At 70.6% G+C, this 11,136-nt stretch carries 12 protein-coding genes and 1 pseudogene; 10 read left to right on the forward strand and 3 right to left on the reverse strand.

The window, feature by feature from the left end:
* Positions 1–34: 34 nt before the first annotated feature.
* Both ABD256_RS41830 and ABD256_RS41835 read right to left on the reverse strand, forming a co-directional pair.
* The gene (locus tag ABD256_RS41830; RefSeq protein WP_344431574.1) at positions 35–925 is read right to left on the reverse strand and encodes a helix-turn-helix transcriptional regulator; all 891 of its coding nucleotides are present in this window, start codon (positions 923–925) and stop codon (positions 35–37) included.
* A gap of 120 nt (positions 926–1,045) precedes the next feature.
* Positions 1,046–1,885 (reverse strand): DMT family protein, encoded by an 840-nt coding sequence (locus ABD256_RS41835; RefSeq protein WP_344431576.1) that lies wholly within the window; start codon positions 1,883–1,885, stop codon positions 1,046–1,048.
* 77 nt (positions 1,886–1,962) lie between these two features.
* Between ABD256_RS41835 and hisF the strand changes: the two genes are divergently transcribed.
* Positions 1,963–2,733: an imidazole glycerol phosphate synthase subunit HisF gene (hisF, locus tag ABD256_RS41840; protein WP_344431578.1), complete on the forward strand. Its 771-nt coding sequence runs from the start codon at positions 1,963–1,965 to the stop codon at positions 2,731–2,733.
* Positions 2,730–3,071: a phosphoribosyl-AMP cyclohydrolase gene (hisI, locus tag ABD256_RS41845; RefSeq protein ID WP_344431579.1), complete on the forward strand. Its 342-nt coding sequence runs from the start codon at positions 2,730–2,732 to the stop codon at positions 3,069–3,071. Before hisF ends, hisI begins: the two co-directional genes overlap by 4 nt.
* Before the next feature lie 70 nt (positions 3,072–3,141).
* Here hisI and ABD256_RS41850 read toward each other — a convergent pair whose 3' ends face one another.
* Positions 3,142–3,750, reverse strand: a complete 609-nt coding sequence (locus tag ABD256_RS41850) for a TetR/AcrR family transcriptional regulator (protein WP_344431581.1) — start codon at positions 3,748–3,750, stop codon at positions 3,142–3,144.
* Positions 3,751–3,862: 112 nt separating this feature from the next.
* On the opposite strand from ABD256_RS41850, the gene ABD256_RS41855 reads away from it, so the two are divergent.
* The 8 genes and pseudogenes from ABD256_RS41855 to ABD256_RS41890 form a co-directional block, all read left to right on the forward strand.
* Positions 3,863–5,425, forward strand: coding sequence for an anthranilate synthase component I (locus ABD256_RS41855; RefSeq protein WP_344431583.1), 1,563 nt, complete (start codon positions 3,863–3,865; stop codon positions 5,423–5,425).
* Positions 5,418–5,969, forward strand: a complete 552-nt coding sequence (locus ABD256_RS41860; protein ID WP_344431585.1) for a Trp biosynthesis-associated membrane protein — start codon at positions 5,418–5,420, stop codon at positions 5,967–5,969. The genes ABD256_RS41855 and ABD256_RS41860 overlap by 8 nt, the downstream gene beginning before the upstream one ends.
* Positions 5,970–6,109: 140 nt before the next feature.
* On the forward strand, positions 6,110–6,919 hold the full coding sequence (trpC, locus tag ABD256_RS41865; protein WP_344431587.1) for an indole-3-glycerol phosphate synthase TrpC: 810 nt from the start codon (positions 6,110–6,112) through the stop codon (positions 6,917–6,919).
* On the forward strand, positions 6,898–8,145 hold the full coding sequence (gene trpB / locus ABD256_RS41870) for a tryptophan synthase subunit beta (protein ID WP_344431597.1): 1,248 nt from the start codon (positions 6,898–6,900) through the stop codon (positions 8,143–8,145). The genes trpC and trpB overlap by 22 nt, the downstream gene beginning before the upstream one ends.
* Positions 8,142–8,930, forward strand: coding sequence for a tryptophan synthase subunit alpha (trpA, locus tag ABD256_RS41875; protein WP_344431589.1), 789 nt, complete (start codon positions 8,142–8,144; stop codon positions 8,928–8,930). Before trpB ends, trpA begins: the two co-directional genes overlap by 4 nt.
* A gap of 43 nt (positions 8,931–8,973) precedes the next feature.
* Positions 8,974–9,624: a peptidoglycan recognition protein family protein gene (locus ABD256_RS41880; protein ID WP_344431591.1), complete on the forward strand. Its 651-nt coding sequence runs from the start codon at positions 8,974–8,976 to the stop codon at positions 9,622–9,624.
* 58 nt (positions 9,625–9,682) lie between these two features.
* The gene (gene lgt / locus ABD256_RS41885; RefSeq protein ID WP_344431593.1) at positions 9,683–10,735 is read left to right on the forward strand and encodes a prolipoprotein diacylglyceryl transferase; all 1,053 of its coding nucleotides are present in this window, start codon (positions 9,683–9,685) and stop codon (positions 10,733–10,735) included.
* Positions 10,736–10,754: 19 nt separating this feature from the next.
* Positions 10,755–11,136: pseudogene (locus ABD256_RS41890) on the forward strand (dolichyl-phosphate-mannose--protein mannosyltransferase); the annotation flags it as partial.

Below are 11,136 nucleotides of genomic sequence, written 5' to 3' on the forward strand. Positions count from 1 at the left end.
GGACGGACGAAGTGGACGGTGTCAGGTGGGAACATCAGCTGAGTGCTTGGGTCCCGGTCGCCGGTTCCACCTGGCTGGCCGCCCACGATGCCAACAGGGCCAGACCGTCCGCGGTCGCCGTGCCGGCGGCCGCGGTGTAGACGGTCAGGAGCAGGCCGGGGTCGGCAGGCAGCTCCATCGACTCGACGTCCAGGTCGAGCTGGCCCACGGCCGGGTGGTGCACACGCTTGCGTCCGGACCGGTGGAGCCGAACGTCCTGAGATGCCCACCGCCGCCGAAATAGTTCACTGCGTGTCGACAACTCGCCGACCAGGGCGATCAGTTCCTCGTCGTGCGGATCGCGGCCGGCTTCCATGCGTAGCTTCGCGGCCACATCGCAGGCGATTCGGTCGTAGTCGGGGAAGAACGTCTTTGCCGATTCGGGCTCCAGGTACACGAACCGCGCGGTGTTCGCCGGCCGTCGTGCGTCGGCCAGCACCGGTGAGTACAGCGCGCGGGCAAGGTGATTCATGGCGAGCACGTCATAACGGCTGTTGCAAATCCACGCCGGTGCGTCGGTGATGGCGTCGAGCACCTGCTGAAGCGCCGGACGCATCTTCACGGCGGGTCGCCGGCGGCGCGGACCGCTGGGCGTCCTGGACTGCCGGGCAAGGTGGAACAGGTGATCGCGCTCGGCCTCGTCGAGGTGCAAAGCGGAGGCCAGCGCGTCGAGCACCCCGTCGGAGGCGCCGGCGAGGCTGCCGCGCTCCATGCGCACGTAGTAGTCGACCGACACCCCGGCCAGTAGCGCTACCTCTTCACGACGCAGACCTTTGACCCGGCGGTTGCCGCCGTAGGCGGGCAGTCCGGCCCGCTCGGGCGTGATCCGCGCGCGACGCGAACTCAGGAACTCCTTGATCTCAGTGCGCGGATCGATCGTGGTCACCCCTTCACCATAGGCCCGGCCCGCGGGCGAAGGGAGGTCCTGCTGGTACCCCCGCTGAGACCCGCCGACGCCGCCGACTCGCTGCGGCGGATTGCCGACGCTGGGAAGGAGCGGTTTCGATCAGGCTTTGACCGGCGGCGCCGCGGGTTCGCCGAACCTGGCCAGCGCGAGCGCGGCGGCGACCGCGAGCGCGAACCCGATGACGGCGACGGGGGCGAAGCCCGCCCGTGTCTGGTCGCCGAGCACGAAGATGCCGATGGCCGACGGCGCGACGGTTTCGCCGATCACCATCATCGCGGTGGCCCCGGTGACGCTCCCGCGCTGCAGGGCCGTCGCGTAGAACAGCATCGCGAGCACGCCGGCGACCACCACCGCGTACGTCGCGGGATCGGCCAGCAGCCCGGGGAGGTCCGCGCTGGAGATCACCCTGCCGGACACCGCCACGAGACCGAAGAGGAGCCCGGCCACCAGCCCCAGCGCGGTCGTCCGCACGCGGCGGGACGCCTTGCCGGCCAGCATCCCGATCCCGCCGAGCACCACCGCGGCCACCGGCAGCGCGAGGTGGAACGCGGTGCCGACGGGCTGGGACCCTTCGGTTTCGGCCGCCGTGCCGAGCAGGCCCAGCCCCACGCACACCGCCGCGGCCGCCGCCCATTCACGCCCGCTGAGCCGGACGCCGAGCGCGAGCGCGGCGACCGCGGTCACGGCGAGGCTCGCGGCGAGCGCGGCCTGCACCACGAACAGCGGCAGCACGCGCAGCGCGGCGAGCTGCGCGATGAACCCGAGGAAGTCGAGCCCGAGCCCGAGCAGGTACCGCCACTGCTTGAGCACCCGCAGCAGCAGCCGGGGGTCGACGCCGCCCGCCGACTCCTCGGTGCCGCGCGCGGCGGCGGCCTGCATGACCGAGGCGGCGCCGTACGCCACGGCCGCCAGCAACGCGCACACCAGTCCCCACCACATGGTGTCGACTCTAGGGCGAAGATCACCGCGCGCGCGTGCCGGAGGCCGTCCTGCGGGCGAAACGTAAACTGGATGCCATGTCGGTCGCGGTACGAGTAATCCCCTGCCTTGACGTGGACGCCGGGCGCGTGGTCAAGGGCGTCAACTTCACCGATCTCGTCGACGCGGGCGATCCGGTGGAACTCGCCCGCGCCTACGACGCGGAGGGCGCGGACGAGCTGACCTTCCTCGACGTCACGGCCTCGTCCGGCAACCGGGAGACCACTTTCGACGTCGTGCGCCGCACCGCCGAGCAGGTGTTCATCCCGCTGACCGTCGGCGGCGGCGTCCGCACCAACGACGACGTGAACCGCCTGCTCCGTGCCGGCGCCGACAAAGTGAGCATCAACACGGCCGCGATCGCGCGCCCGGAGTTCCTCCACGAGTCCTCGCGCCGGTTCGGCTCCCAGTGCGTCGTGCTGTCGGTCGACGCGCGGCGCGGCGGCGGCACGCCGTCCGGGTTCGAGGTGACCACGCACGGCGGCCGCGAAGGCACCGGCATCGACGCCGTCGAATGGGCGGCGCGGGGAGAGGAGCTCGGGGTCGGCGAGATCCTGCTCAACTCCATGGACGCCGACGGCACGAAGGCCGGGTTCGACCTCGAACTGATCGAACTGGTCCGCAAGGCGGTGCGCGTCCCGGTGATCGCGAGCGGCGGCGCCGGCGCGCTCGAGCACTTCGTCCCCGCCGTCCACAGTGGAGCCGACGCGGTGCTCGCCGCCAGCGTGTTCCACTTCGGACAGTTGAAGATCGCCGACGTGAAGGACACCCTTCGCGCGGGCGGGATCGTCGTCAGGAGCCAGCCATGACCCTCGACGCGGGAATCGCCGCCAAGCTCAAGCGCAACGCCGACGGGCTGATCTGCGCCGTCGTGGTCGACCACACCACCAACGACGTGCTGATGGTCGCCTGGATGGACGACGAAGCGCTGGACCGCACGCTCACCACCCGGCGCGGCACCTACTACTCGCGCAGCAGGCAACGGCTGTGGGTCAAGGGGGAGACCTCCGGGAACGTGCAGCACGTGCGCGAGGTCAGGCTCGACTGCGACGCCGACACCGTGCTCGTTCGCGTCGACCAGGAAGGCCCGGCCTGCCACACCGGCACCCGTACTTGCTTCGACTCTGATCTTTTATCGGGCGGCTGAATTTGCGCTGCCGGGGGCGCGGCTCTCGAGGTGAGTGGCAGTTGAATGGCGTTGGCGCCTCGCTGCCGGATCAGGAGATCTCGCCGGTTATGTAGCGCTGCAGGTTCGGGGCGACGGCGGCGACCACGGTTTCGATGTCGGTGGTCGCGAAGGGTTCGAAACGGGCGACGTAGCGGACCATGCCCATGCCGATCAGCTGCGAGGCGCACAGCGTGGCGCGGAACTCCTTGTCGTCGACGTTCAGCTTCGCCACGATCCTGCTGAACACCTGCTTGAGGAAGAAGTCCTTCAGCACGTCGCCCGCCTGCTCGTGCCCGGCGACGCTGCGCACGAGCGCGGGGAAGACGCCGCCTTCGGTTTCGTCCCAGCGGGTGAGAAAGGTGCGCACGATGCGTTCCCCGAGGTGCTCGACTTCGCCCTCGAGCAGGGTCGCGATCAGTTCCTGCGGATCGAACGGCAACTGCAGGACGGCCTGGGCGAACAGGTTCTCCTTCGAGCCGAACCAGTGGTTCACCATGGCGGCGTCGACGCCTGCCCTGGTCGCGATCGTGCGCACCGTGGCGCCCTCGTAGCCGGATTCGCGGAACACCGTGCGCGCGGCTTCGATGAGGGCGGTCCTGGTGTCCTGCCCACCGGGACGTCGGCCACGCCGCTTGGCAGGCTCGTTCTCAGTGTTCACGGGCCCATCATGACTGGCAGCGGAACATAATTCAACACGCTATGAATTAATGGGACGGACAAAGGGGGTGCGGGCGCGGGACGATGTGTACCAGGCAGGGCACAATGCTCGCATGGCCAGTGCCCCTTCCGCGAACGCCAGCACCGTCGGCCTCGGGCCGGTGAGCCCGTCGCGAGACGAGTTCCGAGCCCTCGCCGAGGGCAGGCGAGTGATCCCGGTGGTCCGCAGGCTCCTCGCCGACGGCGAGACGCCGATCGCGGTCTACCGCAAGCTCGCCCAGGACCGTCCCGGCACCTTCCTGTTCGAGTCCGCGGAAAACGGCGAGTCCTGGTCGCGCTGGTCGTTCATCGGCGTGCACAGCCCGGCCGCGCTGACCGTGCGCGACGGCGCCGCGGTCTGGGAGGGCACGCCCATCGCGGGCCTGCCGCGCGGCGGTGACCCGCTGCAGGTGCTGCGGGAGACCGTCGAGCTGCTGCACACCGAGCCGCTGCCGGGCATGCCGCCGCTCACCGGCGGCATGGTGGGCTATATCGGCTACGACGCGGTCCGCTGGCTCGAACGGCTGCCGGAGCTGGCCGAGCGGGATCTCGACATCCCCGAGCTGACCATGCTGTTCGCGACCGACCTCGCCGCGTTCGACCACCACGAGGGCACGGTCACGCTCATCGCGAACGCGGTGAACTGGGACGACTCGCCGGAGCGCGTCGACGCGGCCTACGACGACGCGGTGCGCCGCATCGAGGAGATGACGGTGCGCCTGCGCGCCACCGCACCGTCGACGACCGCGGTGTTCTCGCGCCCGGTCCCCGAGTTCCTCCGCCGCCGCAGCAAGCAGGAGTACGGCGCCGCGGTCGAGAAGGCGGTCGAGGCGGTCCACGCGGGCGAGGTGTTCCAGGTGGTGCCCTCGCAGCGCTTCGAGATCCCCAACGAGGCCGACGCGCTCGACATCTACCGCGTGCTGCGCACCTCGAACCCCAGCCCGTACATGTACCTGCTGCGGCTCGACGGGTTCGACATCGTCGGATCGAGCCCGGAGTCGCTGGTCACGGTCAGGGACGGGCGCGCGACCACGCACCCGATCGCGGGCACCCGCTGGCGCGGCCTCGACCCGGAGGAGGACGCGCAGCTCGCGAAGGACCTCCTCGCCGACGAGAAGGAGCGCGCGGAGCACCTCATGCTCGTCGACCTCGGCCGGAACGACCTCGGCCGCGTGTGCAAGCCGGGCACCGTGCGGGTCGTCGACTTCTTCGAGGTCGAGCGGTACAGCCACGTGATGCACATCGTGTCGACGGTCACCGGCGAGCTGGCCGGGGACAAGACCGCCTTCGACGCGGTCACCGCGTGCTTCCCGGCGGGCACCCTGTCCGGCGCGCCCAAGGTGCGCGCGATGGAGCTGATCGAGGAGCTCGAACCGACCAGGCGCGGGCTCTACGGCGGGGTGGTCGGGTACCTCGACTTCGCCGGTGACGCCGACACCGCGATCGCGATCCGCACCGCGCTGGTCAAGGACGGCACGGCGTACGTGCAGGCCGGTGGCGGCGTCGTCGCGGACTCCGAGGCCGGGTACGAGGACACCGAATCGCTCAACAAGGCGCGCACGGTGCTGTCCGCGGTGGCCGCCGCGCAGACGCTGGCTCCTGCCGAGTCACTCGCCGAGGACGACGCCGGTGTCTGACGGCACGCCGAAGCGGAGCCGGTCGTTGTGGCTGGTTTCGGTACTGCTCCTGCTCAGCGCCGCCGCGCTGTGGGGATCGTCGAGGCTGGTCTGGAGCGCGTCGGCGCGGGACGCCGGTGTCCGCGGAATCGTGCTCGACCAGCGCACCGGCGCCGAGGAAGCGAGTGCGGTGGTCCCGCTGGCGCTGCTCGCGCTGGCCGGTGTCGCCGCGATGATCGCCACCGGTGGCTGGCCGCGCCGCGTGTTCGGCGCCGTGCTCGCGGTGGCGGGGCTCGCGGCCTGCTGGACGGCGGTGAACGGCGTCCGGTTCGGCGGTTTCCCCGACGGCGCACCGGTGGCCGAGATCCACGCCGGGCGCGCGCTCGCGCTCGCCGGGGGAATTCTGATGATCGCCGCCGGGTTGGCAGGGTTCAAGGGCGCGGGCCGGATGCCACGCCTCGGCGCGCGGTACTCCGCGCCGGGCGCCAAACGGTCCGTGCGCGACCCCGACACGGAACTGTGGGAGTCACTGTCCGATGGTGAAGACCCGACCGCTTCTCGTTGATCGCTCCGGTATCGACCCGAAGCCACTACTGAGTGTTGCCCGGGTTAGCATCATTCAGGCGGGAAGGGGAAGGTTTTTGTGAGGCACCTTGCGAGTGAAGCTGTGAACACCTCATGCGTTTCGACCGGTGAGGGCGCCCGGTGAGCGTGCTCGAGGAGATCGTCGAAGGCGTGCGTGCGGACCTCGCCGAGCGCGAAGCCGCGCTGCCGTTCGACGAGTTGAAGCGCAAGGCCGCGGAAGCTCCGGCGCCGCGGGACGCGATGGGCGCGCTGCGGGATTCCTCGGTCGGCGTGATCGCCGAAGTGAAGCGCCGCAGCCCGTCGAAGGGCGAGCTGGCCGAAATTCCGGATCCGGCCAAGCTGGCGAAGGACTACGAGGACGCCGGTGCGCGCGTGATCAGCGTGCTGACCGAGCAGCGCCGGTTCGGCGGCTCGCTCGCCGATCTCGACGCGGTGCGCGCCGCGGTCGACATCCCGGTGCTGCGCAAGGACTTCATCGTCAGCCCGTACCAGGTGCACGAGGCGCGCCTGCACGGCGCGGACATGGTGCTGCTGATCGTCGCGGCGCTGGAGCAGAACGCGCTCGTCGCGCTGCTGGACAGGGTCGAGTCGCTCGGGATGGCCGCACTGGTCGAGGTGCACAACGCCGAGGAGGCCGACCGCGCGCTCGAAGCGGGCGCCAGGATCGTCGGCGTCAACGCGCGGAACCTGCACACCCTGGAAGTGGACACCGACGTGTTCAGCAGGCTCGCGCCAGGACTGCCGATGGACGTGGTCAAGATCGCGGAGTCCGGTGTCCGCGGGCCGGGCGACCTGATGTCCTACGCGGGCCACGGCGCCGACGCGGTGCTGGTCGGTGAGGGGCTCGTCGCGTCGGGGGACCCGAAGGGAGCCCTCGTCAAGCTGGTCACCGCCGGATCCCACCCGGCCTGCCCGAGGCCGTCGCGGTGACCGACGAGAAGGCGCGGCCGAACGGGCACGACCCCGACGAGCGCGGCCACTTCGGCCCGTACGGCGGCCGGTTCATGCCGGAGGCGCTGATCGGCGCGATGGACGAGCTGTCGGCCGAGTACGACAAGGCCAGGCTCGACCCGGAGTTCACCGGTGAGTTCGCCCGCCTGCTCCGGGACTACGCGGGCAGGCCGTCGCTGCTCACCGAGGCGTCGCGGTTCGCGGAGCACGCCGGCGGCGCGCGGATCTTCCTCAAGCGCGAGGACCTGAACCACACCGGCTCGCACAAGATCAACAACGTGCTCGGCCAGGCGCTGCTGACCAAGCGCATGGGCAAGAAGCGGGTCATCGCGGAGACCGGCGCCGGTCAGCACGGCGTCGCCACCGCCACCGCGTGCGCGCTGCTCGACCTCGACTGCGTCGTCTACATGGGCGAGGTCGACACCGAGCGGCAGGCGCTGAACGTGGCGAGGATGAAGCTGCTCGGCGCCGAGGTGATCCCGGTCAGGACCGGGTCGCGCACGCTCAAGGACGCGATCAACGAGGCGCTCCGCGACTGGGTGTCCAATGTGGACACCACGCACTACCTGCTCGGCACCGCGGCGGGCGGGCACCCGTTCCCGGTAATGGTGCGGAACTTCCACAAGGTCATCGGCGAAGAGGCCCGCGCGCAGATCCTCGAGCTGGCCGGCAGGCTTCCCGACGCGGTCGCCGCGTGCGTCGGCGGCGGCTCCAACGCGATCGGCATCTTCCACGGGTTCATCGACGACCCGGACGTCCGCCTGGTCGGGCTCGAACCAGGCGGCAAGGGCCTCGACTCCGGCGAGCACGGCGCGACGCTCACCGAGGGCACCCCCGGCATGCTGCACGGCGCGCTTTCGTACCTGCTGCAGGACGAGGACGGCCAGACCGTCGAGGCGTACTCGATCTCCGCGGGGCTCGACTACCCCGGTGTCGGCCCCGAGCACTCGTGGCTCAAGGACACCGGGCGCGCCGAGTACCGCGCGGTGACCGACGCCGAGGCGATGGACGCGATGCGGCTGCTCTCGCGCACCGAAGGCATCATCCCGGCGATCGAGTCCGCGCATGCTTTGGCCGGCGCGCTCAAACTGGGCCACGAGCTGGGTGCGGGCGGCCTGATCCTGGTCAGCCTCTCCGGGCGCGGCGACAAGGACATGGACACCGCCGCCAAGTACTTCGCGCTGGTCGACGAGGAGAAGCTGTGAGCCTGAGCGACGTCTTCGCGAAGACCAGGGGCGAAGGCCGCGCGGCGCTCGTCGGCTACCTCCCCGCGGGCTACCCGACCGTCGACGGGTCGAAGGACCTGCTGTCCGCGGTCATCGACGGCGGTGCGGATCTCGTCGAGGTCGGCGTGCCCTATTCCGACCCGGTGATGGACGGCCCGACGATCCAGGCCGCCGCCGACGCCGCGCTCACCGCGGGCTTCCGGCTGAAGAACGTGTTCGAGGTCGTCGAAGCGGTCTCCGCGCGGGGCGGCAGTGCCGTCGTGATGACGTACTGGAACCCGGTGCACCGCTACGGCGTCGACAGGTTCGCGCGCGATCTGGCCGCCGCCGGCGGGCTCGGCATGATCACCCCGGACCTCACGCCGGACGAGGGCGAGGACTGGATGGCGGCTTCGCAGGCGCACGGGCTGGACCGGATCTTCCTGGTCGCGCCGTCGTCCTCGGAGGAGCGGATCGACCGCACCGTGCGCGCGAGCTCCGGATTCGTCTACGCGACCGCGGTGATGGGCGTGACCGGCGCGCGGGACACCGTCGGCTCCGGTGCCGAGGACCTGGTCCGGCGCACCCGCGAGCACACCGACCTGCCGATCGGCGTCGGGCTCGGCGTGCGCTCCGGCGAGCAGGCCGCCGAGGTGGCCGCGTTCGCGGACGCGGTGATCGTCGGCTCCGCGCTGGTGACCGCCGCCGCTCGGGGCGCTGACGCGGTGCGCGCGCTGTCCGGCGAGCTGGCCGAGGGTGTCCGAAAGGCCGTCAGCCCGGCCTAGCGTTTGTACGGATCCTGTACGCGCCCGTCTCACGATGGCGCGCATGGTTGATCATCGGGTGTGGGACCGCAGGAACGTGCTCCGCTTCGGGGCGCTGGTCGCGGGAACCGGCGCGGCGGGACTCCTGCTGCCCGGCACCGCTTCGGCCGCGCCCCGCGTCTACGGCTGTGCCGAGTGGGGCGCGCGGGCCCCGAGCGACCAGCTCGTCACGCTCGGGCACAGGGCGAACCGGATCCTGGTGCACCACATCGCGAGCGCGAACAGCACCGACTACTCGCGCGAGCACGCCTTTCAGGTCGCCCGCAACGACCAGGCCGATCACATGGACAACAACGGCTGGTCGGACACCGGGCAGCACTTCACCGTCAGCCGCGGCGGGTACGCGCTGGAAGGCAGGCACGGCAGCCTCGACGCGCTGCGCTCCGGGCAGCGGATGATCAGGGCCGCGCACTGCCCCGGCCAGAACGACAACGCGATCGGCATCGAGAACGAGGGCACCTACACCTCGGTCGTGCCGCCGAAGGCGCAATGGGACGCGCTCGTCGCGCTGTGCGCCTACCTCTGCGCCCAGTACGGCATCCCAACCGCCGAGATCAAGGGGCACCGGGACTTCTACAACACCGAATGCCCCGGCGAAAAGCTGTACGCGAAGCTGCCGGAACTGCGCAAGGCGGTCGGCGCCGCACTGGGCTGATCGTGCGGACCGGGCGGCACCTCACCGAGCCAAGACACCGACACGTTACGGTGGCCTCGTGATTTCCGCCTCGGTCGCACACCTCGCCAGCATTCCCAGCCCCGACCAGGGGGTTTGGCATATCGGGCCGATTCCGCTGCGGGCATACGCCATCTGCATCATCGTCGGCATCATCGTCGCGATCTGGTGGGGCGAGCGCCGCTGGATCGCGCGCGGTGGCACCAAGGGCGCCGTCGTCGACATGGCGGTCTTCGCGGTGCCGTTCGGGCTGGTCGGCGGGCGGCTCTACCACGTCATCACCGACAACCAGCTCTACTTCGGCGAGGGCAAGAACCCGCTCAACGCGCTGAAGATCTGGGAAGGCGGGCTCGGCATCTGGGGCGCCATCGCGCTCGGCGCCGTCGGTGCGTGGCTGGCCTGCCGCCGCCGCGGTATCCCGCTGCCCGCGATGGCCGACGCGATCGCGCCCGGCATCGTCGTGGCGCAGGCGATCGGCAGGCTCGGCAACTACTTCAACCAGGAGCTCTACGGCGCGCACACCGACCTGCCGTGGGGACTGGAGATCTACCAGCGCTTCGACCCTGGCAACCCCGGCATCCCGGACCAGGGCCCGACGGGCGTCGCGATCGGGCACATCCCGCTCGAGGGCAGCCCGGTGCACCCGACGTTCCTCTACGAGCTGCTCTGGAACCTCGCGGTCGCGGGGCTGATCGTGTGGGCGGACCGCCGGTTCAAGCTCGGCCACGGCAGGGTGTTCGGGCTGTACGTCGCCGGGTACACGCTGGGCCGCACGTGGATCGAGATGATGCGCTCCGACAACGCGAACCACATCTTCGGGGTGCGCGTCAACGTCTGGGTGTCGATCCTGGTCTTCATCGGCGCGGTCGTCTACGTGGTGCTGGCCAAGGCCCGGGGGCCTCGCGAGCTGCCGGAGCTGTTGCGCGGCAAGGACGATCCGCGGAACGCCCCCGATGCCGACGCTGACGGTGATGCCGAGGCCAAACCGTCCGAAGAGGACGGTGCGAGCGAGAAGCCGGAGAGCGGGGAGAAGGCTGACGAGGCCGTCGCGGGCGAGAAGGCCGAAAGCGGCAACCAGCCCGAATCACGGTAGCGCGCCCGGATACCCGAAGGTGACTGCGACGCTGACCCGTTCGTACGGGGAGAATCCTGAGCTGGTGCGGCCGCCGTCGGATCGTGAGGCGGCGCTGCTGGGCAGTCCGATGCCGCAGGATCGGGTGCGTGCGCTGGTCGTGACGATCGCGCTGACGGTGATCGGCGGGTTCGTCCGGTTGCAGAACCTCGGCGTGCCCACCGACAAGGGCTCACCCGTCTTCGACGAGAAGTACTACACGGTGCAGGCGTGGGAAATCCTGCGCAACGGTGGGTACGAGAACAACGCTGGTTACGAAGTGATCGTGCATCCGCCGTTGGCGAAGCAGTTGATCGCGGTCGGTGAGCTGGTGTTCGGTTATAACGGGTGGGGGTGGCGGGTGGTGCCCGCGTTGGCGGGCA

Source organism: Amycolatopsis minnesotensis (assembly GCF_039529815.1).
In the GTDB taxonomy this organism is placed as follows: Bacteria; Actinomycetota; Actinomycetes; order Mycobacteriales; family Pseudonocardiaceae; genus Amycolatopsis; species Amycolatopsis minnesotensis.

What these genes read in the sequence shown, in the direction of transcription:
- ABD256_RS41835 (WP_344431576.1), bottom strand. Translation starts at nt 1,885, where the DNA reads ATGTGGTGGGGACTGGTGTGCGCGTTGCTGGCGGCCGTGGCGTACGGC.
- hisF (WP_344431578.1), top strand. Translation starts at nt 1,963, where the DNA reads ATGTCGGTCGCGGTACGAGTAATCCCCTGCCTTGACGTGGACGCCGGG.
- hisI (WP_344431579.1), top strand. Translation starts at nt 2,730, where the DNA reads ATGACCCTCGACGCGGGAATCGCCGCCAAGCTCAAGCGCAACGCCGAC.
- ABD256_RS41855 (WP_344431583.1), top strand. Translation starts at nt 3,863, where the DNA reads ATGGCCAGTGCCCCTTCCGCGAACGCCAGCACCGTCGGCCTCGGGCCG.
- ABD256_RS41880 (WP_344431591.1), top strand. Translation starts at nt 8,974, where the DNA reads ATGGTTGATCATCGGGTGTGGGACCGCAGGAACGTGCTCCGCTTCGGG.